The organism is Streptomyces sp. HUAS 31 (assembly GCF_028198125.1).
Taxonomy (GTDB): Bacteria; Actinomycetota; Actinomycetes; order Streptomycetales; family Streptomycetaceae; genus Streptomyces; species Streptomyces chartreusis.
This window is the reverse complement of the sequence record NZ_CP116353.1, coordinates 2,633,697-2,656,418: the sequence shown is the minus strand read 5'-3', so window position 1 is coordinate 2,656,418 and position 22,722 is coordinate 2,633,697. Positions and strand designations below refer to the sequence as shown.

The window sequence follows — 22,722 nt, the reverse complement described above, 5'->3', positions numbered from 1 at the left end:
GCACCTAACAGAAGCATCGACGCAGAAGATCCTGACACCGGGGTAATCCGTGAAAAAGCTCTCCGCACGACGACGCCATCCGCTGGCGGCAGTCGTCGTCCTACTCCTCGCGCTGGCGTGCACGGGGGGGCTGTACGCCGTGTTCGCTCCCGCGGACAAGGCGCAGGCCGAGGAAACCGCCCAGTCCCTCACCATCGAGGAGGGCAAGAAGCTCTACACCGTCGGCTGCGCCAGCTGCCACGGAGCCAGTGGTGAGGGGACCTCCGACGGCCCGAGCCTGGTGGGCGTCGGCGCTGCCGCCGTCGACTTCCAGGTGTCGACGGGCCGTATGCCGGCCGCCACCTCCCAGGGCGCCCAGGTCCCCGCGAAGAAGAACATCTACTCGCAGGCCGAGATCGACCAGCTCGCCGCGTTCATCGCCTCTCTGGGTGCGGGTCCGTCCGTCCCCACCGAGGAGCAGTACGGACCGGAGGGTGCGGACATCGCCAAGGGCGGTGAGCTCTTCCGCAACAACTGCGCCCAGTGCCACAACTTCACCGGCAAGGGCGGCGCGCTGACGAAGGGCAAGTACGCCCCGAGCCTCGAGGGTGTCGACCCCAAGCACATCTACGAGGCCATGCAGACCGGCCCGCAGAACATGCCGTCCTTCCCCGACACCACGCTGTCGGAGCAGAACAAGAAGGACATCATCGCGTACCTCCACGCGGTCAACAGTGACGAGACGGTGAACCCGGGTGGTCTGGAGCTGGGCGGCCTCGGGCCGGTCAGTGAGGGCCTCTTCTCCTGGATCTTCGGTCTCGGTGCCCTGATCGCGGTCGCCATCTGGGTCGCCGCTCGGACCGCAAAGGCCAAGAAGTCATGAGTAGCCAAGACATTCCAGAAGAGAACCTGCCCGCTGAGCAGGACGCCACCGTCGCGGTAGCGGACGAGAAGCACCCCTTCGCCGACCCCGGCCTGCCGCCCCACGAGCACCGGATCCAGGACATCGACGAGCGGGCCGCCAAGCGGTCCGAGCGCACGGTCGCCCTGCTGTTCACGGTCTCGATGCTCGCCACCGTCGGCTTCATCGCCTCGTACGTGGCGATCCCGCACGACAAGTCGATCTTCGTCTTCCCGATCGGTCACCTCAACGCGCTGAACTTCGCGCTGGGTCTGACCCTCGGCGCGGCGCTCTTCTGCATCGGCGCGGGCGCGGTCCACTGGGCCCGCACCCTGATGTCGGACGAGGAGGTCGCGGACGACCGGCACCCGATCGCCGCGGAGCCCGAGGTCAAGGCCAAGGTCATGGCCGACTTCAAGCAGGGCGCCAAGGAGTCGGCGCTGGGTCGGCGCAAGCTGATCCGCAACACGATGTTCGGCGCGCTGGCCCTGTTCCCGCTCTCCGGCGTCGTCCTGCTGCGTGACCTCGGCCCGCTGCCCGGGACCAAGCTGCGCCACACCCTGTGGTCCAAGGGCAAGCTGCTCGTGAACATGAACACCAACGAGCCGCTGCGTCCCGCGGACGTCGCGGTCGGCTCCCTCACCTTCGTCAAGCCCGAAGGCCTCGAGGAGCACGACCACGACTTCCAGAACGAGATCGCCAAGGCGGCCCTGATGGTCATCCGGCTCCAGCCGGACGACATCAAGGACAAGCAGGAACTCGACTGGTCCTACCAGGGCATCGTCGCGTACTCGAAGATCTGCACCCACGTCGGTTGCCCGATCTCCCTGTACGAGCAGCAGACGCACCACGCGCTCTGCCCCTGCCACCAGTCCACCTTCGACCTCGCCGACGGTGCCAAGGTCATCTTCGGCCCGGCCGGCCACCCCTTGCCGCAGCTGCGCATCGGGGTGAACGACGAGGGTTACCTTGAGGCGCTCGGCGACTTCACGGAGCCCGTCGGTCCTGCATTCTGGGAGCGCGGATGAGCACTACAGAGACCACCGAGTCCCGCTCTCGCGGGAAGGCACCGGCCGGCGAGCGCGTCGCCGACTGGGCCGACGGCCGGCTGGGGATCTACTCCCTCGCCAAGGCCAACATGCGCAAGATCTTCCCCGACCACTGGTCGTTCATGTTGGGTGAGGTCTGCCTCTACAGCTTCATCATCATCATCCTCACGGGTGTGTATCTGACGCTGTTCTTCCACCCGTCGATGAACGAGGTGGAGTACCACGGCTCCTACGTCCCGCTCCAGGGACAGCTCATGTCGGAGGCGTTCAGCTCCACGCTGCACATCTCCTTCGACGTGCGCGGTGGTCTGCTCATCCGGCAGATCCACCACTGGGCCGCGCTGATCTTCCTCGCGGGCATGTTCGTGCACATGATGCGCGTGTTCTTCACGGGCGCGTTCCGCAAGCCGCGTGAGATCAACTGGCTGTTCGGCTTCCTGCTGTTCGTCCTGGGCATGTTCACCGGTTTCACCGGCTACTCGCTCCCGGACGACCTGCTCTCCGGCACCGGTGTCCGCTTCACCGAGGGCGCGATCCTGTCCATGCCGATCGTCGGCACGTACATCTCGTTCTTCCTCTTCGGCGGCGAGTTCCCGGGCGTCGACTTCGTCGCCCGCTTCTACTCGATCCACATCCTGCTGCTGCCGGGCATCATGCTCGGTCTGGTCGTCGGCCACCTGATCCTGGTCTTCTACCACAAGCACACGCAGTTCGCGGGCCCCGGAAAGACGAACAAGAACGTCGTCGGCATGCCGCTGCTGCCGGTCTACATGGCCAAGGCCGGAGGCTTCTTCTTCCTGGTCTTCGGTGTCATCGCGGTGATCGCGGCGGTCGCGCAGATCAACCCGGTCTGGGCCATCGGTCCCTACCGGCCGGACATGGTCTCCACCGGCGCCCAGCCCGACTGGTACATGGGCTTCGCCGAGGGTCTGGTCCGGTACATGCCGGGCTGGGAGGTCAACTTCTGGGGTCACACGCTGGTCCTCGGCGTGTTCATCCCGCTGGTGCTCTTCGGCCTGGTCCTCGGTGCGATCGCGCTCTACCCGTTCATCGAGTCCTGGGTCACCGGCGACAAGAGCGAGCACCACATCCTGGACCGCCCGCGCAACGCCCCGACGCGTACCGCGTTCGGCGTCGCCTGGGTCACGGTGTACATGATCGGTCTGGTCGGCGGTGGCAACGACCTGTGGGCCACCCACTTCCACCTGTCGATCAACGCCGTCACCTGGTTCGTCCGGATCAGCTTCTTCGCCGGACCGGTCCTCGCGTTCATCATCACCAAGCGCATCTGCCTCGGCCTCCAGCGCCGGGACAAGGACAAGGTGCTGCACGGCCGCGAGTCGGGCATCATCAAGCGCCTGCCGCACGGTGAGTTCATCGAGGTCCACGAGCCGCTCAGCCAGGACGCGCTGTACACGCTCACCGCGCACGAGCAGTACGAGCCGGCCCAGATCGGCCCCGCGGTCGACGAGAACGGCGTCGAGCGCAAGGTGAAGGGCTCCGAGAAGCTGCGCGCCAAGCTCAGCAAGTCCTACTACGGCGAGGACGGCCAGATCCCGAAGCCGACCGTCGAGGAGTACAAGGAGATCACGAGCGGCCACGGCCACCACTGATCGCTGCGCACGCCACGCCACGGCAGAAGGGCCCCGTCCGATCTTCGGACGGGGCCCTTCTCCGTGTCCCGGGGCTGGATAGGGTGGACTCGTTGAGACTCGCGTCCCGTAGTGCGGGACGCCCGAACCTGGAGCGGCTTATGAGCGCTGTGACCCCCGCTGGAGGCGACACCGCGGCGGGCCGCTCCTGGCCCCTGCTGCTGAACGGCCTGCTGGACGGCCGGGACCTGTCCGCCGACGACACCGCGTGGGCGATGGACCTGATCATGCGCGGCGAGGCGACGGACGCGCAGATCGCCGGGTTCGTGGTGGCGCTGCGGGCCAAGGGCGAGACGGTGCAGGAGATCACCGGACTGGTCCGGACGATGTACGCGCACGCGAATGTGATCGAGGTGCCGGGGCCGACCGTCGACATCGTCGGCACGGGCGGCGACGGCGCGAAGACGGTCAACATCTCCACGATGTCGGCGATCGTCATCGCCGGCACCGGCGCGAAGGTCGTCAAGCACGGCAACCGGGCCGCGTCGTCGGCGTCGGGCGCCTCGGACGTGCTGGAGAAGCTCGGCGTCAACCTGGAACTGCCGGTCGGGCGGGTGGCGCAGGTCGCCGAGCAGGCCGGGATCACCTTCTGCTTCGCGGTGAAGTTCCACCCGTCGCTGCGCCATGTGGCCGCGGCGCGCGGACAGTTGGGCATCCGGACGACGTTCAACGTGCTCGGTCCGCTGACCAACCCCGCCAAGGTGCGGGCCCAGGCGGTCGGCGTGGCCGACCCACGTATGGCGCCGATCGTCGCGGGCGTCTTCGCCGAGCGCGGCAACTCCTCGCTGGTGTTCCGCGGCGACGACGGCCTCGACGAGCTGACGACCACCGCGACCTCACGGGTGTGGGTCGTGCGCGACGGCAAGGTGACCGAGGAGGCCTTCGACCCGCGCGACGTCGGCATCGAGCTGGTCCCCGTGGAGGCGCTGCGCGGCGCCGACGCCTCCTACAACGCCGAGGTCGCCCGACGCCTCCTGGACGGCGAGACAGGGCCGGTGCGCGACGCCGTACTGCTGAACTCGGCGGCGGCGCTGGTGGCGCTGGCGCCCGGCGACGGGCCGCTGACTGAGCAGATCAGGGCCGGTATGGCCAAGGCGGCGGAGTCCATCGACTCGGGGTCCGCGAAGCGGACGCTGGAGCGGTGGGTCGCCGCGAGCAACGCCTGATCGGCACCTGACGTCGTCCCGCGATCCGGACACGGGTTGCGGGACGACGATCATTTCGCGTACGTTCCTGTACCAGGTCATGAGTGACAGTCATGAGGCCCCGGCCGACTGTCCGGCAACCCTCCGTCCGTGGCGGGGTGCCCCGGGTGAAGACCAGGCCGTAGGCAGCGAGGTCTACGGCAAGCGCGGGCCCCTCTCGAAACCAAGGGTCCTGGTCGTTCGAGGGAGTCTTCCGTGAGCAAGCGAATGCGATAGGGCCGCCGAGCCCCGCCTCCGCGCACCCACTTTCACTTTCTTCTTTCCTCTCACGGGAGTTCCGTCATGTCTGTCTCCACCGCTGCCTCCGTTCAGACCATTTGTGCCCCGCTGCCCGTTCTGGGCCGGGATGTCACCGTCCCCCTCGTCACTGGCGGCGAAGTCACCTACGCCGCGCTGGACTACGCCGCCAGCGCCCCCGCCCTCCAGCGCGTCTGGGACGACGTGGCCGCCTACGCGCCGTACTACGGCAGCGTCCACCGCGGTGCCGGATACCTCTCGCAGCTCTCCACCGACCTGTTCGAGAACGCCCGCCGGACGGTCGCCGAGTTCCTCGACTGCCGGGACGACGACCAGGTCGTCTTCACCCGGTCCACCACCGACTCGCTGAACCTCCTCGCCGCCGCCCTCCCGGCCGACTGCCAGGTCTTCGTGTTCGAGACCGAGCACCACGCCTCGCTGCTGCCGTGGCGCGACGCCCGCGTCACCTACCTCAACGCGCCCCGCACCCCCCGCCAGGCCGTCGAGACGCTGGAGCGCGCCCTCGCGGACCGCACTGTGTCGATTGATGGGGGCTACGGCCCGGCCCTGGTCTGTGTCACCGGCGCCTCGAACGTCACCGGCGAGCTGTGGCCGGTGCGCGAACTCGCCGCCGCCGCGCACGCCCACGGCGCCCGGATCGTCCTGGACGCCGCCCAGCTGGCCCCGCACCACGCGGTCAGCGTCCGTGACCTGGACGTCGACTGGATCGCCTTCTCCGGACACAAGCTGTACGCCCCGTTCGGCTCCGGCGTGCTGGCCGGCCGCTCCGACTGGCTGCGCGCGGCGGAGCCGTACCTCGCGGGCGGCGGCGCCAGCCGCAAGGTGTCCCGGCGCGAGGACGGCGGCGTCGACGTCGAGTGGCACGACAGCGCCGCCCGGCACGAAGCGGGCTCCCCGAACGTCATCGGCGCGTACTCCATCGCCTCCGCCTGCAAGGCACTCACCGAGGCCGGTTTCGACGACCTCGTCGCCCGTGAGCAGTACCTGATCGAGAAGGTGCGGGCCGGTCTCGCCGAGGTGCCCGAGGTCCGGATCCTCTCCCTCTTCGGCGACGACGCCCCGCGGGTCGGCGTGCTCTCCTTCGTCGTCGCGGGCTGGAACAGCTCCCACTTCGCCGCCGCCCTGTCCGCCGAGTACGGCATCGGGGTCCGGGACGGCCTGTTCTGCGCCCACCCGCTGGTCCGCACCCTGCTCGGCAGCGACCCGCAGGCCCAGGGCGAGTGCGGTGCCCCGGAGGCGGCGCCCGGCGAGAAGTCCCTCAACGCCATCCGCGTAAGCTTCGGTGCCGGTACGCCGGACGAGCACGTCGAGCGGTTCGTGAACGCCGTGAAGGAACTCGTGACGGACGGCGCGAAGTGGAACTACCGCACCGAGGACGGTCGTTGCGTGCCGGACACCTCCGCGTGAGCGGGTAGCCGGGCGCCCAGCAGGATCATGCGCAGGGCGCGTTCGGTCGCGTCCGTGAGCAGTTCGGAGGCCCGCACCAGGGCCTCCGCCAGGGCCATCGGCGCGGGCAGGATGCCGCTGAACGCGTCGACGCCGGGTACGTCGTGGGCGCCCTCGCCCAGCGTGCCCGCCAGCGCGAGCACCGGGCGGCCGTACAGCTTGGCCCGGCGGGCCACCTCGGCCGGGACCTTTCCGCGGGACGTCTGGTGGTCCAGGGCGCCCTCGGCGGTGACGACCAGGTCGGCGCGGGCCAGGCGGGCATCGAGGTCGAGGTGGTCGAGGAGCACGTCGAAGCGGGGGAGCAGGCGGGCGCCGAGCGCGGCGAGGCCGGCGCCCAGACCGCCGGAGGCTCCGGTGCCGGGGCCGCCGTAGAGGTCCGTCCCCGCGACACCCAGGTCACGGGTGAGGACGCTTGCCCAGTTCTCCAGCCCCGTCGACAGGTGCTCCACCTGCGCGGGCGTCGCGCCCTTCTGCGGTCCGAAGACACGGGCCACGCCGCGCTCGCCGCACAGGACGTTGTACGGATTGCACGCCACGAGCAGCTCCACGTCCCGCAGACGCGGGTCGAGGCCGGCCGGGTCGATCCGCGCGAGCCGGGCCAACTCGCCTCCGCCGTGCGGGAGTTCGAAGCCGTCGGCGTCCAGCAGCCGGGCGCCGAGTGCCTGGAGCGCGCCGGCGCCCCCGTCGGACGTACCGGAGTCCCCGCAGCCGACCAGGATCCGTCGTACGCCGGTGTCGAGCGCGGCGCGGATCAGCTCGCCGACGCCGTACGTCGTCGTAGTGCCCGGGTCGCGCCGGGTCCGGGGGACGAGGGACAGCCCGGCCACCGCGGCCATCTCCACGACCGCCGTGTCCCGGGAGCCGAGCAGCGCGAAGTGCGTGCCGACGCGTTCGCCCACCGGCCCCGTGGCAGGCAGGGCGACGAGCCGCCCGCCGGTCGCGGCGGCCAGCGCGGTGGCGGTCCCCTCACCCCCGTCCACCAGCGGAATCAGATCGAGCACGGCCTCCGGCAACACCCGCCGCACCCCGCCCGCGATGGCATCGGCGGCGGCCTGCGCGGACAACGACTCCTTGAACCCGCTGGGGGCCACCACTACTCGGGTCAGCATCGGATCTCCTCAGCAGGTCGGGACAGGACAACGCCTGAGGGGCAACGCCCCCAAGGGGCGCGGGGAACTGGGCGACCAGCCAAGACGGCGCGGCAGCCACCCGTAGACATGTCGGGGGCACTCACAGTGGAACTCCCAACAGCGGCCACACCGCCACGGCGAAGAGCAGGACGAGCGCGGCGGTCAGCGGTGCCAGGACTGCGGACAGGCGCAGCAGGTCACGCGGGGTGTACGTCGGAGTCCCGGTAAGGTCGGAGAAGAGAGCCACCGGCTTGGCCGAAGCCGGCAGCGTATGGCAGAACCCCGCCGCCGCGGTGGACGCGAGCGCCGCCGCGACCGGATTCACCCCGGCCCCCACCGCCGCCGCGACCACCAACGGCACCAGCACCGAGGACCGGGCCGACCGGGACTGCAGGACCAGATGGGCGGCCGTACTGATCACCACCACGACGACCAGGAACAACAGCGGGCTGACGCCCGACGGAAGCCCGCCGACCAGCCACCCAGCCGCCCCGGAGTCGGCGAGCGCCACACCCATCGCCATCGTCGCCGCCATGAACAGCAGCAGCGCCCACGGAACCGTCTTCAGCGCGTCCTTGAGATGCACCGTCCCCAGGGCGGGCGAGGCCGCCACCACCGCGCCGATCAGCGCCACGACCGCGGGCGGTACCCGGTGCAACGGCTCGCTGCACCACAGCACCACGACCGTGCCGAGCAGCAGCGCACACCGCTTCTCGGCCTGCGACCAGGGCCCGGTGACCGGGTCGTCGCTCTGTTCCTGGATCTGCTCGGGCGTGATGCGCACGGCGCCCTCGCGGTCCGCGCGACGGGTGGTCGTCAGGAGGACGGTCTCGGCGGCCAGGTGGGAGGAGACCACGGCGAGCGGCAGCCCCAGCAGCAGCCACTCGGTGAAGCCGATCCGGTCACCCGTGGCCTGCCACAGCACCGACACGGTGATCAGATGCGCGCCGGCCCCGATCAGGGTCGCCACCGCCGACAGCAGGATCACGGTCGGGAACAGCAGCGCCAGCATCACGACCAGTCGCCGCCGGTCGGCCAGAGCCTTGGCCAGCGCCAGGAACACCGGCAGCGCGAGCGCCGCCCGTCCCGAGGTGGCCGGCACCGCGAACGCCGTGACGACCAGCGCGGCCGTGGTCAGATGCACCAGCTGCCGCACCGTGCGCGCCCCGCCGACCAGGAACGCCGCCGCCCGGCCCGCGAGCCCCGTCCGGGTCACCGCGGCCGCCAGCACGAAGGCGCAGATCAGCAGCCACACCGTGGAGTCGCCGAGGGTGCCGAAGAGCGTGTCGCTGCTGATCACGCCGGTCACCGTGAGCGCCAGCCCGGCGCCCAGCGCGATGTACGTGTCGTCGACCGGCGTCGCGATCCAGGCGCAGGTCGCCAGCGCGAACACGGCGAGGGTGAGGCGGGCGTCGGCGCCGAGTCCCGCGAAGTTGCCGGGCACCGCGAGCAGCGCGCACAGCGAGAGCGCCACACACAGGGCCGCGAGCGGACGGAGGTTCAGGGTCACGTCATCGAGGGTTCACCTGAGCCGTGAGCTCTCGATGAGCGGTACATGAAGGGGACTTCACGCGGGCAGCCGGTACCCCACGCCGCGGACCGTCTCGACCCGTTCGGCGCCGAGTTTCTTGCGCAGCGACCGCACGTACACATCCACGATGTTGGAGCCGGGGTCGAAGTCGTAGCCCCACACGTGCGACAGGATCTGCTCGCGGGACAGTACCTGCCCCGGGTGCCTCAGGAACAGTTCCAGGAGCACGAACTCACGGGCCGTCAGATCGACCGTCCGGTCCCCGGACCGGGCCCGCCGGGTGCGCAGGTCCAGGGTGAGCGGGCCGGACCGCAGCACCGTCACCTCGGGCGCCCTGGCCGCCGTACGCAGTCGCAGCCGCACCCGGGCGAGGAGTTCCTCGAAGCGGAACGGCTTGGTCATCCAGTCGTCGGCGCCGCCCTCCAGACCGGCCACCGTGTCCCGTACGGAGTCCCGCGCGGTCAGCACGATCACCGGGACCGTCACCCGGGCCTCGCGCATCTCGCGCAGCACCGTGAAGCCGTCCCGGCCGGGCAGGCCGATGTCGAGGACCACCAGGTCGAAGGCGCCCGTGACGGCGTACTCGTACGCCGCCTCGCCGTCGCCGACGACGGTCGTGGTGAAGCCGTTCGAGCGCAGGCCCTTCTCGACGAAGGAGGCGATGCGCTCCTCGTCCTCGACGATGAGGATCCGGTTCACGTGTGTCCCTCTCCCAGTGCCAGTACGAAGGTGGCGCCGCCGCCCTCGGTGGCGCGCAGCCGCACCCGGCCGCCGTGCGCCTCGGCGATGGCCCGGACGATCGACAGGCCGAGCCCGGCCCCGGAGCCCCGGGCGCCGCGCCGGGACGTGCCGCGCCGGAACCGCTCGAAGATCACGTCGGCGTCCTGCGGCTGCACACCGCAGCCGGAGTCGGCGACGTACAACTCGACGCCGTGCCCGTCGGCGCGGGAGCCGATCAGCACGGACTGTCCGGGTGCGGTGTGCTGCACGGCGTTCTGGGCGAGCTGGACCATCGCCTGGGTGATCCGCTGGGCGTCCAGCTCGGCCTCGACGTCGGCCACCTCGGCGAGCTGCCAGTCCCGCTCGCCGAGGGTGCGGGCCTTGACGTAGACGTCGGCGGTGAGCTCGGCGAGCTGCACCGGCTCCGGGGCGACGAAGTCGGGGCGCTCGGCCTTGGCGAGCAGCAGCAGGTCCTCCACGATGCGGCTCATCCGGTCCAGCTCGTCGGTGACCAGCCGTATCGTCTCCTCGCGCTCGGCCGGGTCGTCGCCCATCAGCTCCAGGTGGCCGCGCACGATGGTGATCGGTGTGCGCAGTTCGTGGCCCGCGTCGTCGACGAACTCGCGCTGGGCGGCGAAGGCGCGCTCCAGCCGGTCGAGCATCGCGTTGAAGGTCTCCGCGAGCGCGGCGATGTCGTCGTGCCCGTGTACCGGGATACGGCGGGTGAGGTCCTGCTCGGTGAGCTGCGCGGCCGCGGTGCGCACCAGCCGTACGGGTTTGAGGATGCGTCCCGCCACCGCCCAGCCGATGCCGGTCGTCAGCAGCAGGGCGACGCCGGAGATGGCGAGCAGGATACGGAACTCCTCGTTCACCGCGGCCTGTTGGCGCCCCGGGTGGAACGCCACGACGAACGCGGCCTCCGTCTCGCCGCCCGCCCGTGCGACGGCGACCTTCGCCCAGCGGATCTCGCCGGAGGACCGGTCGACCGTGCCCGTGGAGCCGGGGGAGTCGAAGATACGGCGGCGGGCGGCGGCGTCCTCGTGCAGCGGTACGGCCACCGGGATCTCGCGCGGCTGGATGATCTGGGCCGGGGTGTCGCCCGCCCGGCCCACCAGGCCGATCAGCTCCTCGTCGGGGTCGGCGTACTGCCGCACCAGGAACTCCCGCAGCAGCCGCGACGGGTCGGTGAACGGCCGGCCCGTCTCGGGGTCGACGCCCCGCTCCTCGAAGTTGGCGAACTCCCCGGCCTCCTGCGCCAGCAGCCCGTTCGCCCGGTGATCGACGTCCCGCAGCAGGATCGACCGCGTCGTCGTGGCCACGGACACCAGCCCCACGGCCATCACGAGCAACAGCCACAACAGAATCCGAACCCGCGCGGAGACCCGCCGGGAGACGGGGCTAGGGGGTGTCACCACAGAACACCGTTCCGTGCAGCCGCGCCCCGAAGGGGCGCGGGGAACTGCGCGACCAGCCACGACGAACCCGCAGACGGATGATCACGACTCTTCCGGCAAGGCGCTCAGCCGTCCTCGTCCCGGTCAGATTCATCGTCATCGTCGTCACTCGCGGGGCTGTCGGTCACCGGCGGGCGGGAGACGACCTCGTCGCTGGGCGTCGGCGTCGGTGCGGGCCGGGTGGGCGTCGGCGTGGGGGAGCCGCTGTCCAGCTCCACCCTGGACGGCACCTCCGGCGACTTCGGCTGGTCGGTGAGGGCGAAGCTGGTCGCGGCGATGCCGAGCGGGATCGCCACGACGGCGGCGAGGGCCGCGATCCGGTGCGAGAAGGCCATACGGGCGATCCTGCCCACGCCGGACGGCGTTCAGGATGAGCCCAGGATGAAGAACTCCTCATCCTGAGCGGCGGCATCCTGAGCGGCGGCCCCGGGCCTCAGCTGTCCAGGCCGATGGCGAACGCGGCCTCGATGTCGTGCTGGGAGTAGGTGCGGAACGCCACGTGCGTGTCCGTGCCCTCGACGCCGGGGATCTTGCTGATCCGGCCCGGGATGACCTCGGCGAGCTCCTCGTGCTCCGTCACCCGGACCATGGCGATCAGGTCGTAGGTGCCGGTGACGGAGAAGACCTCGGTCACGTTCTCCAGCGAAGCGATCCGCTCCGCGATCTCGGGGATCCGGTCCACGCTGGTCTTGATCAGGACGATCGCGGTGATCACGGCTGGTTCTCTCCCTCGGGGGCCGGAGCTGGGGCGGCTTTCACTCTAGTAGGCCGCCCGAACCGGGCCCACGCGTAGCCGAAGCCAAGGCCGAACCCCACCAGGTGCGCCAGATACGCCACCCCGGGCCCCTGCGTCGCCCGCCCGGCCGCCACCCACTGCAGGGCCGCCCAGAAGGGCAGCACGACCCAGGCCGGGAAGCGCAGCGGCAGGAAGAGCAGGAACGGCAGCAGGCTTGTCACCCGCGCTCCGGGGAAGAGGAAAAGGAACGCGCCCAGGACGGCCGAGATCGCCCCGGACGCGCCGACCAGGGACTGGGTGGAGTCGTCGTTGGCGGCGGCGTAGCCCAGCAGGGCCAGATAGCCGCAGCCGAGGTAGAAGAGCGTGAACTGGACGCGGCCCATCCGCTCCTCGGTCATCGCGCCGAAGACGTAGAGGAAGAGCATGTTGCCGAGCAGGTGCACCCAGCTGCCGTGCACGAACAGGGCCGTCGCGGGAGTGAGGACGGCCCGGGGCGCCCCCTCGAACAGCTCCGCCGGCACCACGCCCCAGCGATGGAAATAGGCCCGCTGCGCGGCGATCAGCTCCTCGCCGGAGCCGTACGCCGGATTGAGCCCCGCAGCCGGGCTCAGCAGGAAGAGCAGGCAGCACAGGGTGATCAGCCCGTACGTCACCGGCGACGGCGACGCGAGGGCAGGTCGTCCCCCGGCTCTGCCGAACCGAGCCCGGAAATGCGCCACGCTCCAGTTGCCGATCATGGATACAGAGCATGACGTAACCGGACGCAGTCGCACAGACCGCCTCGCCGCCGTGGACGGACGGGCGACGAGTACCCGCCAGGCCGTAGGGTTACGAGCCACACGCACCGCAGCCCGGCGCGTGGCCGACAATAGAAGGCCTAGAGGAAAAGAGCGCAGTCACGATGACGGTTCCCCTGCCGACCGACACGACGCGGTGGCGTTGCACCCTCTGTGGCAACCTCACCCGCTTCGACGTGACACGTTCGTCCAAGGTCGTGGAGTACCTGCACCTCGATCTGGCCGGCGAGCCGAAGGTCGAGGAGCGCGAGGTGCTCAGTGAGACGATCGAGTCGGTGCGCTGCCGCTGGTGCAACGCGGTGGACAAGGTGGAACTCGTGGACAGGCCGGGCGCCGGTTCCTGACGATCGGGGACGGCCCCGCACGGATATCGAGGTGTGACGGATGGTGGAGACACAAGGCGGGGGGCCGGGCGACGGCGCCGCCGAGGTGCTCGACCGTCCGCTGCCCGACGCCGTGCGGCGCAAGGTCGTCCAGATCGTGTCCGACGGCTTCGGCGGGCTGACCGTGGGCGAACTGCCCGCGCAGCTCCGCCAGTACGCCAGATTCGCGCCGAACCGGCGGGCCAAGTTCGCCGGCAACGCGATGGCCGCCGCGCTGGAGACGGATCCGCTGTTCCGCCAGCGCATCGGCGAGAAGCTCAGAGAGGCCCAGCCGGAACTCACCGGCGCTCTCGACTCAGGCTCGGCGCCTCCGGCCGCGGACCCGCTCGACGTGGCGGCCGCGGCCTATGTTCTGCGGCCCACCGGCTGGGTCAAGTTGGTCACGGCGGCCGGCGAGGAGGCCCAGCGGGCCGACGCCGAGCGTGCCGACGAGGAGACCCGCGCCGAGCTTGACCGGCTGCGCGAGGAGCTGGCCCACGCCCGGGAGCACACCCGGGACGAGGCCGAGCGGCTGCGCACCGAGCTGGACGCGGCCAAGAAGGAAGCCGAATCGCTTCACCGCAAGCTGCGCTCCGCCCTCAGTGACGTCAAGCGCGGCGAGGCCGCCCTGCGCAAGGTGCAGACCGAGATCGAGACCGTGCGCGCCGAGGGGCAGGCGCAGGTCTCCGCGGCCGAGAGCGAGACCCGCCGGCTCAAGGCGCGGCTCGGGGAGGCCGAGGCCGCCCTGGAGGGCACGCGCAGAGCGGCACGCGAGGGGCGCAGTGTCGAGGACATGCGCGTCCGGCTGCTTCTGGACACCCTGCTGGACGCCACCCAAGGGCTGCGCCGGGAACTGGCGTTGCCGCCGGTCTCCGTGCGCCCCGCCGAGACCGTGGACGCGGTCGAACCGGGACGAATGACCCCGAAGGACATCGCCGCGCGGGCGCTGTCGGAGAACGACCCCGCGATCCTCGACCAGCTTCTGGCCCTGCCGCAGGCCCACTTGGTGGTCGACGGCTACAACGTCACCAAGACCGGCTATCCCCAGATGCCCCTGGAGAAGCAGCGTCTGCGGCTGCTGGGCCAGCTCTCGCAGCTCGCCGCGCAGACCGGCGCCGAGGTGACCTGTGTCTTCGACGGGGCCGAGCTGGCCGCGCCGGTGCTGCTCGCGCCGCCACGCGGCGTGCGGGTGCTGTTCTCCAAGCCGGGCGTGACCGCCGACGAGCTGATCCGACAGCTGGTGCGCGCCGAGCCGCCGGGGCGTCCGGTCATCGTCGCCTCCACCGACCGCGAGGTCGCCGACGGAGTGGCGCGCGCCGGCGCACGCCCGGTGGCTTCTGCGGTGCTTCTGAAGCGACTGTCCTGAATCGGTCAACGTACTGGGGCAATGCCCGAATTGGGTGGACCGTCGCGCAACGTAGTGTCAACCGCGCATCACACCATGTGAGTTGTGTGTAAAGAATGCAGTGTGTGACGAGATTTTTCTTGTGAGGATTTGATCTGATCACAGGAGGGTCACTAGGGTCTGGCCTCGAACCTCCGAGCGGGTGATCACTCACAAGAAGGGTTTCACCTCAGTGGCGTCCCACCGTCGACCGAAGCAGCCGAGCCGAGCACGCGTGACCGTGCTCACCACAGCGGCGGCTGCTGCCGTGGCCATAAGTTCGCAGGCGGCCAACGCGGCCCCCAGCGAGAAGCCGAGCAAGGACGAGGTCAAGGCCAAGGTCGACAAGCTCTACGAGGAGGCCGAGCAGGCCACCGAGAAGTACAACGGGGCCAAGGAGAAGCAGGAGAAGCTCCAGAAGGAGATCTCCACCATCCAGGACAACGTGGCCCGCGGTCAGGAAGACCTGAACGAGCTGCGCGACTCCATGGGCCTGGCCGCCGCCGCCCAGTACCGCACCGGCAGCATCGACTCCTCCCTCCAGCTGTTCCTGTCGTCGAACCCCGACGATTACCTGGACAAGGCGTCCACCGCCGACCAGCTCAGCGCCCAGCAGGTCGAGCAGCTGAAGAAGGTCCAGGAGAAGCAGCGCGAGCTCGCACAGCAGCGCGCCGAGGCCTCCGAGAAGCTCAAGGACCTCGCCTCCACCCGCACCGAACTGGGCAAGAAGAAGAAGCAGGTTCAGGGCAAGCTCGCCGAGGCCCAGAAGCTTCTCAACACCCTGACGGCCGCCGAGAAGGCCGCCCTCGCCGCCGAGGAGCAGCGCGCCAGCCGCTCCGCCGCCGACCGCGTCGACCTCGGCAACACCGGCTCCGCCTCCGGCCGCGCCATGGCCGCCTTCCAGGCCGCCCAGAGCCAGCTCGGCAAGCCGTACGTCTACGGCGCCACCGGCACCGCCTCCTACGACTGCTCGGGCCTGACCTCCTGGGCCTACGGCCAGGCCGGCGTCTCCATCCCGCGCACCTCGCAGGCCCAGGCGAGCTACGGCACGCACCTGTCGATGAGCGAGCTCAAGGTCGGCGACCTGGTCATCTTCTACGGCGACCTGCACCACGTCGGCCTCTACGCCGGCAACGGCCAGGTCATCCACGCCCCGCGCAGCGGCACGGTCGTCCGCTACGAGTCGATCAACAACATGCCGTTCCAGTTCGGCGTCCGGATCTGATCCCGGCTCGACGCCCGCAAGATCAACACAGGGTGCCGCCCGAACGAGCGAATTGCGGCACCCCCGACTGACCCCACGCCCCGCCGATGACCTGCGTCAGAGGCGGGGCGTCACTTTGTGTGTTCGCCACGGTCGTTGGTCGCCGCCCCCGCACGGAGCTACTGTCTGCCGCGTTTCCCCGACGCCGGGGAAACGGTCCTGTCCGCCAGCGGAAGGAGAGCGGCTTCCCGTGGGGTTCCATCGTCGCCTTGCATCGCCCGGGTTCGACCGGGGCGCCAACGCAGCGCTCTGCGTCATGTCGGCCGCCGCCGCGGCCCTCGGGGTCACTCCGGCCACGGCCGCGCCACAGGACGACACCCGCGCCAAGGTGGACCGCCTCTACGAGGAGGCCGAGAAGGCCACCGAGGCCTACAACAAGGCCGACGAGCGCGCCGACGCGCTCCGCGAGCAGGTGGGCCGGGCCCAGGACCGCATCGCCCGGCAGCAGGAGCACATCAACTCCAAGCGGGACGTGCTCGGTTCGCTGGCCGGCGCCCAGTACCGCTCCGGCGGCCTCGACCCCTCCCTCGCCCTGCTGCTCTCCGACGACCCCGAGGACTACCTCGACAAGGCCGCCGCGCTCGCCCGCATCACCGCCCACCAGGCCGGTGAACTCAAAGAGCTCCAGGACGCCATGCGCGAACTCGCCCAGGAGCGCGCCGAGGCCACCGGGAAGCTCGTCGAGCTGGAGAAGAGCCGCAAGGCCGTCGCCGGACACAAGCGGACCGTCGAGCGCAAGCTCGCCGAGGCCCGCAGGCTCCTCAACTCCCTGACGGCGAGCGACCGCGCCGCCTACGACCGGGCCTCGCGCTCCGGCCGGATGGACCTGCCCGACCTCGGCGGCGTCGGCCCCGCCTCGGGCCGCGCGGCGGCCGCCGTCGCCGCCGCCCGGTCCGCACTGGGGCGGCCGTACATCTGGGGCGCCAACGGACCCTCCGGCTTCGACTGCTCGGGCCTGATCCAGTGGTCCTACGCCCAGGCCGGCGTCTCCCTGCCGCGCACCTCGCAGGGGCAGCGGTACGCCGGCCGGCAGGTCCCGCTCTCCGAGGCCCGGCCCGGCGACGTCGTCACCTACCGCTCCGACGCCAGCCATGTCGGGATGTACATGGGCAACGGCCAGGTGATCCACGCGCCCTACCCCGGCGCGCCCGTGCGCTACGACCCGGTGGGCATGATCCCCGGGGCGACGGTCACCAGGGTCTGACCCCGGCGCCCCCGCCGCCGTACGATCGGGAAGTGGCTGGTCGAAGGCGGGCGTCGGGAACGCGAGTCGTCGTCGCCGTCTGCCTGCTGCTGATCGGGCTGGTGGGCTGCGGCGGGCGGCCCGCCACCGACAGTGCCCGCGCCGAGGTGCAGAGCCTCCTGGACCGGCGGGCCACCGCCGTCCTCGACCGTGACGAGGCCGCCTATCTGCGCACCGGAGCGCGGGGCTGGTTCGGCAATCTGCGCGCGATGCCCCTGGCCGACTGGTCGTACCGCCTGACCGGGCTGCGCCGCACCGGCGACACCGCGGTCGCCGACGCCGAGCTCCGCTATCGCGTCCGGGGCTACGACCGCGCTCCCGTCCGGGCCGGCCGCACCCTGCGCCTGGCCCTGACCGGGGGCCGCTGGTACGTCGAGTCGGACAAGCCCGCCAAGGGCTCCGCCGAGCAGCTGTGGGACCAGGGCGAGGTCGTGGCCGTACGCGGTCAGGACAGCCTGGTCCTGGGCGTCGGGCAGTCCGCCACCCAGCTGCGGTCCTATGCCCGGCTGGCCGACCACGCGGTGCCGGCGGTCGCCCAGGCATGGGGCACGGAGTGGGCCCGGCACGTCGTCGTCCTCGTCCCGGGGTCGCTGTCCGACATGGCGGGGCTGCTCGGGGCGCCCGAGTCCTCCTACCGCGGGATCGCCGCGGTCACCACCGGCGAGACCGGTGCCCCGGCCGGCGCCCCCGCCGACCGGATCATCCTGAATCCCGACGCGTACGGCGTGCTCGGCGACACCGGCAAACAGGTCGTGCTCACCCACGAGACCACGCACGTGGCCACCCGCACCCACACCACCCCCGCCACCCCGCTGTGGCTCTCCGAGGGCTACGCGGACTGGATCGGCTACCTCGGCAGCGGCCGCTCCCCGTCCCAGGCGGCCCCCGAGCTGCGGCGCGCGGTGGCCGAGGGCCGGGTGCCCGGGAGCCTCCCGCTGGACGCGGACTTCGGCTTCGCCGGCGACGCGACCGAGCTGGCCCAGGCCTACGAGGGCGGCTGGATGGCCTGCCGCATGATCGCCGACCGCTGGGGCGAGGTCAGACTCGCCGAGTTCTACCGTGCCGTGGGCGGCCACGAGCGGCGGGCCGGAGCGGTCGAGGGCGCGATGAAGGACGTGCTCGGGACCTCGCTCGAGGACTTCACGGCCCAGTGGGTCGAGTACCTGCGGGCACAGCTGGGCTGAGGCGGCGGGCCGGGGCTCAGGAGGGCAGAGACGTTTCCCTGGGGCGGGTGGGCTGCGCCGGTACGGCGACGGAGGCGGGGCGGGTCACCGTCGAGCGCCAGAGCACGCGGGCCGCGAGGACGGTGGCGAGCACCAGCAGGCCGTTGCGCAGGAACAGCAGGGTGACGCCGAGGCCGTCGCTGGCGACCACGTGCGAGAACCAGACCGGGAACTCCAGGACCGTGGCGAGGCACGCCCCGAGGACCAGCGCGACCGGGAGCCGCATCCGGCTCTCCCGGAAGCACAGGCACACGGCCGCCAGACCGACCAGCCACACCATGTACTGCGGGCTGATCACCCGGCTCGTCGTCGTGAACATCAGCACCGCCACGAAGGCCGCCTCGGCGACCGTGTGCGCCTCGAACCGCCGCGCCCGCAGCCGCCACAGCAGCAGCCAGGCGAAGGCAAGCCCGCTCAGCACCAGGGCCGCCGTGCTGACGACGTCGACGTACGGGCCGAGGAATTCCACCGAGCCGTAGTTCAGCAGCACCTCGCCGCTCCAGCCGTACTGCCGGGCCACATGGAAGACCAGCGCGCCCAGCGACTCCACCTCGGTGCCGCGGTCGCGCTGGAAGGTCAGGAAGGCGAAGGCGCCCGGCATGGCGAGCGCGAACACCGCCGCGAGCGCGCCGGCGGTCGCCGCGGCCCAGGCCCAGGCGGCGCGGCTGCGGGCCGCGAGGAGCAGCAGCACCGGCCACACCTTCAGCATCGCCCCGAAGGCCGTCAGGGCCCCCATCAGCCGCGGACGGCGGGCGCCCGCGAGCAGCGCGGCCACGGCGACGGCGGTGACCATGACGTCGTAGCGCGCGTACACGGTCGGTCCGAGCAGCGGTACGCCCGCCACCCACACCGCGGCGCCACGCAGGGTGCGGCCCCGGCGCAGGCCCCCGTTCAGCAGAAGCAGCAGGACGGCCAGGTCGGCGGTGAACGCCAGGACGAAGAACGCGGACGGGTAGTCCAGCCAGAAGACCAGCGCGGGGGAGAGTATGGCGAGGGCGCCGGCGGGCGGGTACTGCCAGGTGACGTCGTCCAGCGGGAAGGTGCCGGTGCGCAGCACGTCGTACCAGCCCTGGTAGATGACCGAGACGTCGCTGGTGACGTCGGGGCCGGGGAAGACGTACACCTTGAACACGAAGAGCAGCAGGGCGGCCCTGGTCAGGCCCCAGACGCCCAGAAGCCACGCCGAAGACCGCCGCGTGCCCGTCGTCTCCACGAAATCCCCTGCCGTTCGGTGCCCGCCTTGAATGGAACATGATGTCCCCTCCGGCTGTGTGCGGGCCACAGGCGTGGCCGGGCCCGGCTGTGAACGGGCCCTTCGATAAGGTCGGCGGCGATGCACAAGACCCTGATCGTGACGAACGACTTCCCGCCCCGCCCCGGCGGTATCCAGGCGTTCCTGCACAACATGGCGCTGCGGCTCGACCCGGAGCGCCTCGTCGTCTACGCCTCGACCTGGAAGCGGGGCCACGAGGGCGCCGAGGCCACGGCCGCCTTCGACGCCGAGCAGCCCTTCACGGTCGTACGGGACCGTACGACGATGCTGCTGCCGACGCCCGGGGCGACCCGGCGGGCGGCCGGGCTGCTGCGCGAGCACGGCTGCACGTCGGTGTGGTTCGGGGCCGCGGCACCGCTCGGCCTGATGGCACCGGCGCTGCGGAAGGCGGGGGCGCAGCGGCTGGTGGCCACGACCCACGGCCATGAGGCGGGGTGGGCCCAGCTGCCCGCGGCCCGGCAGCTGCTGGGCCGGATCGGGGAGGCGACGGACACGATCACCTACCTCGGCGAGTACACGCGCTCGCGGATCGCGACCGCCCTGACCCCCGAGGCGGCCTCCCGGATGGCGCAGCTGCCGCCGGGGGTCGACGAGAAGACCTTCCATCCCGGGTCGGGTGGCGACGAGGTGCGCGCGCGGCTCGGGCTGACGGACCGGCCTGTCGTGGTGTGCGTGTCCCGGCTGGTGCGACGCAAGGGGCAGGACACCCTGATCCGGGCCCTGCCGCGGATCCTGGCCGCCGAGCCGGAGACCGTGCTGCTGATCGTCGGCGGCGGGCCCTACGAGAAGGACCTGCGCAGGCTGGCCCACGACACGGGCGTGGCCGGCTCGGTCCACTTCACCGGCCCGGTGCCCTGGGCCGAGCTGCCCGCGCACTACGGCGCCGGTGACGTCTTCGCGATGCCGTGCCGGACCCGGCGGGGCGGCCTGGACGTCGAAGGGCTCGGGATCGTCTACCTGGAGGCCTCGGCGACGGGACTGCCGGTCGTGGCCGGTGACTCGGGCGGGGCGCCGGACGCCGTGCTCGACGGGGAGACGGGCTGGGTCGTGCGGGGCGGTTCCGCGGAGGACACCGCCGAGCGCGTCCTCGCCCTGCTCGGCGACGCCGAGCTGCGCCGCAGGATGGGGGAGCGGGGCCGGGAGTGGGTCGAGGAGAAGTGGCGCTGGGACCTGCTCGCGGAGAAGCTCAAAGCTCTGCTGTGACAGGGGTCTTCGGCAGCTGACCGGACCTCGCGCACACGAAGGCGCGGGCCCTCGCCGAGGACCCGCGCCGTGAACTCGTGTGCCGGGGGGACTACTTCTGGTAGATCGCCTCGATCTCGTCCGAGTAGTCCTTCGCCACGACGTTGCGCTTCAGCTTCAGCGACGGCGTCAGATGGCCCGAGTCCTCCGTGAACTGGGCGGGCAGGATACGGAACTTGCGCACCGACTCCGCCTTCGACACCGCGGCGTTGCCGTCGTCGATCGCCGACTGGATCGCGGCCACCAGGTCGGCGTCCTCGCGCAGGGACGCGGCGGTGGAGCCGGCGGGCTTGCCGTGATCGGCGCACCAGCGCTCCAGGAACTCCTCGTCGATGGTGACGAGCGCGCCCACGAACGGCCGGCCGTCGCCGACCACCATGCACTCCGCGACCAGGGCGTGCGCCCGGATGCGGTCCTCGATCACGGCCGGGGCGACGTTCTTGCCGCCCGCGGTGACGATGATCTCCTTCTTGCGGCCGGTGATGCGGAGGTAGCCGTCCTCGTCGAGGGTGCCGATGTCACCGGTGTGGAACCAGCCGTCGGCCAGCGCCTCCTCGGTCGCGCCCGGGTTGTTCCAGTACTCCTTGAACAGGTGCTCGCCGTGCAGCAGCACCTCCCCGTCGTCCGCGATGCGCACCACGGAACCCGGCAGCGGCTGACCGACCGTGCCGATCTTCTGCCGGTCCCAGGGGTTGAACGCGGTCGCGGCGCAGGACTCGGTCAGACCGTAGCCCTCCAGGACCGTGAAGCCGATGCCGCGGAAGAAGTGCCCGAGCCGCTCGCCCAGCGGGGCGCCGCCGGAGATGGCGTACTCGCCCTTGCCGCCGAGGACCGCGCGCAGCTTGCTGTAGACCAGCTTGTCGAAGACCTTGTGCTTGATCTTCAGACCGACGGACGGGCCGGACGGGGTGTCCAGCGCCTGGCTGTAGGCGATCGCCGTGTCGGCGGCCTTGTCGAAGATCTTGCCCTTGCCGTCGGCCTGGGCCTTGGCGCGCGCCGAGTTGTAGACCTTCTCGAAGACGCGGGGCACGCCCAGGATCAGCGTCGGGCGGAACGAGGCCAGCTCGTCGGTGAGGTTCTTGATGTCCGGGACGGTGCCCAGCTTGATCGGCGCCATCATCGGCGCGACCTGCACCAGGCGCCCGAAGACGTGCGCCAGCGGCAGGAAGAGCAGTACCGAGCACTCGCCGGTGCGGAACAGCGGGCGCAGCCGCTCGACGATGTTGCCGCACTCCGCGAAGAAGCTGCGGTGGGTCAGCACACAGCCCTTGGGGCGGCCGGTGGTGCCGGAGGTGTACACGATCGTCGCGGGGTCGTCGGCCTTCGCCAGCGAGCCGCGCTCCTCGACCGTCGCGTCGCTGATGTCCTGGCCGAGCCGGCCCAGCTCCTCGACGCCGCCGCCCTCGATCTGCCACACGTGCTTCAGCGCGGGCAGCCGGTCGCGCACCGACTCGACGGCGGCGGTGTGGCCGTCCAGCTCCGTGATCATGGCGGTCGCGCCCGAGTCGCCGAGGATCCACTGCACCTGCTCCGGCGAGCTGGTCTCGTACACCGGCACGGTGACCGCGCCGGCCGACCAGATCGCGAAGTCGAGCAGCGTCCACTCGTAGCGGGTGCGGGACATCAGGCCCACCCGGTCGCCCGGCTGGACGCCGGCGGCGATGAGCCCCTTCGCGGCCGCGCGCACCTCGGCGAGGAACGTGGTGGCCGAGACGTCCTGCCAGGCACCGCCCACCTTGCGGGCGATGACGGCCACGTCCGGGTGCTGCGCGGCGTTTCTGCGGACGATGTCGGTCAGATTCCCGTCCGCAGGGACCTCGTACAAAGCCGGAAGGCTGAACTCGCGCAAGACTGCTGCTCCTCATAGGGCGCC

Annotated in this window: 20 protein-coding genes and 1 riboswitch; of the genes, 11 read left to right on the top strand and 9 right to left on the bottom strand. The window is 71.2% G+C overall.

Annotated features, from left to right (window positions below):
- The first annotated feature begins 49 nt into the window (after positions 1-49).
- From qcrC to PGH47_RS11715, 5 genes are all read left to right on the top strand, one after another.
- Positions 50-862, top strand: a complete 813-nt coding sequence (gene qcrC, locus PGH47_RS11735; RefSeq protein WP_107907003.1) for a cytochrome bc1 complex diheme cytochrome c subunit — start codon at positions 50-52, stop codon at positions 860-862.
- Entirely contained in the window at positions 859-1,908 is a 1,050-nt protein-coding gene (qcrA, locus tag PGH47_RS11730) for a cytochrome bc1 complex Rieske iron-sulfur subunit (RefSeq protein ID WP_107907004.1), read from the top strand. Before qcrC ends, qcrA begins: the two co-directional genes overlap by 4 nt.
- Positions 1,905-3,542 (top strand): cytochrome bc1 complex cytochrome b subunit, encoded by a 1,638-nt coding sequence (qcrB, locus tag PGH47_RS11725; RefSeq protein ID WP_107907005.1) that lies wholly within the window; start codon positions 1,905-1,907, stop codon positions 3,540-3,542. The genes qcrA and qcrB overlap by 4 nt, the downstream gene beginning before the upstream one ends.
- Before the next feature lie 140 nt (positions 3,543-3,682).
- Entirely contained in the window at positions 3,683-4,747 is a 1,065-nt protein-coding gene (trpD, locus tag PGH47_RS11720) for an anthranilate phosphoribosyltransferase (RefSeq protein ID WP_271663373.1), read from the top strand.
- A gap of 75 nt (positions 4,748-4,822) precedes the next feature.
- Positions 4,823-4,939: riboswitch (SAM riboswitch) on the top strand.
- A 129-nt stretch (positions 4,940-5,068) separates the two neighbouring features.
- Positions 5,069-6,451 (top strand): aminotransferase class V-fold PLP-dependent enzyme, encoded by a 1,383-nt coding sequence (locus tag PGH47_RS11715; protein ID WP_271663372.1) that lies wholly within the window; start codon positions 5,069-5,071, stop codon positions 6,449-6,451.
- Here the strand turns inward: PGH47_RS11715 and PGH47_RS11710 are convergent.
- The 7 genes from PGH47_RS11710 to PGH47_RS11680 form a co-directional block, all read right to left on the bottom strand.
- Positions 6,406-7,599 carry a glycerate kinase gene (locus tag PGH47_RS11710; RefSeq protein WP_271663371.1) on the bottom strand — a complete coding sequence of 398 codons (1,194 nt, stop codon included), beginning with the start codon at positions 7,597-7,599 and terminating at the stop codon, positions 6,406-6,408. The genes PGH47_RS11715 and PGH47_RS11710 overlap by 46 nt on opposite strands.
- Before the next feature lie 121 nt (positions 7,600-7,720).
- Positions 7,721-9,130: an SLC13 family permease gene (locus PGH47_RS11705; RefSeq protein WP_271663370.1), complete on the bottom strand. Its 1,410-nt coding sequence runs from the start codon at positions 9,128-9,130 to the stop codon at positions 7,721-7,723.
- Positions 9,131-9,187: 57 nt separating this feature from the next.
- The gene (locus PGH47_RS11700; protein ID WP_271663369.1) at positions 9,188-9,850 is read right to left on the bottom strand and encodes a response regulator transcription factor; all 663 of its coding nucleotides are present in this window, start codon (positions 9,848-9,850) and stop codon (positions 9,188-9,190) included.
- Positions 9,847-11,211, bottom strand: coding sequence for a sensor histidine kinase (locus PGH47_RS11695; RefSeq protein WP_365103237.1), 1,365 nt, complete (start codon positions 11,209-11,211; stop codon positions 9,847-9,849). Before PGH47_RS11695 ends, PGH47_RS11700 begins: the two co-directional genes overlap by 4 nt.
- A 179-nt stretch (positions 11,212-11,390) precedes the next feature.
- A complete protein-coding gene (locus tag PGH47_RS11690) occupies positions 11,391-11,660 on the bottom strand; it encodes a small secreted hydrophilic protein (RefSeq protein ID WP_271663367.1) in 270 nt (89 codons plus the stop codon).
- 98 nt (positions 11,661-11,758) lie between these two features.
- Positions 11,759-12,040: an Lrp/AsnC family transcriptional regulator gene (locus PGH47_RS11685; RefSeq protein ID WP_030953305.1), complete on the bottom strand. Its 282-nt coding sequence runs from the start codon at positions 12,038-12,040 to the stop codon at positions 11,759-11,761.
- Positions 12,037-12,798, bottom strand: a complete 762-nt coding sequence (locus PGH47_RS11680) for a rhomboid family intramembrane serine protease (RefSeq protein WP_271663366.1) — start codon at positions 12,796-12,798, stop codon at positions 12,037-12,039. Before PGH47_RS11680 ends, PGH47_RS11685 begins: the two co-directional genes overlap by 4 nt.
- A 164-nt stretch (positions 12,799-12,962) precedes the next feature.
- Between PGH47_RS11680 and PGH47_RS11675 the strand changes: the two genes are divergently transcribed.
- The 5 genes from PGH47_RS11675 to PGH47_RS11655 all read left to right on the top strand — a co-directional run bounded on the left by PGH47_RS11675 (position 12,963) and on the right by PGH47_RS11655 (position 18,295).
- A complete protein-coding gene (locus PGH47_RS11675) occupies positions 12,963-13,202 on the top strand; it encodes a hypothetical protein (protein ID WP_030953300.1) in 240 nt (79 codons plus the stop codon).
- 40 nt (positions 13,203-13,242) lie between these two features.
- The gene (locus PGH47_RS11670) at positions 13,243-14,586 is read left to right on the top strand and encodes an NYN domain-containing protein (protein ID WP_271663365.1); all 1,344 of its coding nucleotides are present in this window, start codon (positions 13,243-13,245) and stop codon (positions 14,584-14,586) included.
- A gap of 211 nt (positions 14,587-14,797) precedes the next feature.
- Complete coding sequence (locus PGH47_RS11665) at positions 14,798-15,829, top strand: C40 family peptidase (protein ID WP_125529424.1); 1,032 nt, start codon at positions 14,798-14,800, stop codon at positions 15,827-15,829.
- Between the two features lie 229 nt (positions 15,830-16,058).
- Positions 16,059-17,072 carry a C40 family peptidase gene (locus tag PGH47_RS11660; protein WP_271663364.1) on the top strand — a complete coding sequence of 338 codons (1,014 nt, stop codon included), beginning with the start codon at positions 16,059-16,061 and terminating at the stop codon, positions 17,070-17,072.
- Between the two features lie 32 nt (positions 17,073-17,104).
- Entirely contained in the window at positions 17,105-18,295 is a 1,191-nt protein-coding gene (locus PGH47_RS11655) for a hypothetical protein (RefSeq protein ID WP_271663363.1), read from the top strand.
- A 16-nt stretch (positions 18,296-18,311) separates the two neighbouring features.
- Here the strand turns inward: PGH47_RS11655 and PGH47_RS11650 are convergent, their stop codons facing one another.
- The gene (locus PGH47_RS11650) at positions 18,312-19,547 is read right to left on the bottom strand and encodes a glycosyltransferase 87 family protein (RefSeq protein ID WP_271663362.1); all 1,236 of its coding nucleotides are present in this window, start codon (positions 19,545-19,547) and stop codon (positions 18,312-18,314) included.
- Positions 19,548-19,667: 120 nt separating this feature from the next.
- Between PGH47_RS11650 and PGH47_RS11645 the strand changes: the two genes are divergently transcribed.
- Positions 19,668-20,810 (top strand): glycosyltransferase family 4 protein, encoded by a 1,143-nt coding sequence (locus PGH47_RS11645; RefSeq protein ID WP_271663361.1) that lies wholly within the window; start codon positions 19,668-19,670, stop codon positions 20,808-20,810.
- Between the two features lie 91 nt (positions 20,811-20,901).
- Here the strand turns inward: PGH47_RS11645 and PGH47_RS11640 are convergent, their stop codons facing one another.
- Entirely contained in the window at positions 20,902-22,698 is a 1,797-nt protein-coding gene (locus PGH47_RS11640; protein WP_271663360.1) for an AMP-dependent synthetase/ligase, read from the bottom strand.
- Between the last annotated feature and the right edge of the window lie 24 nt (positions 22,699-22,722).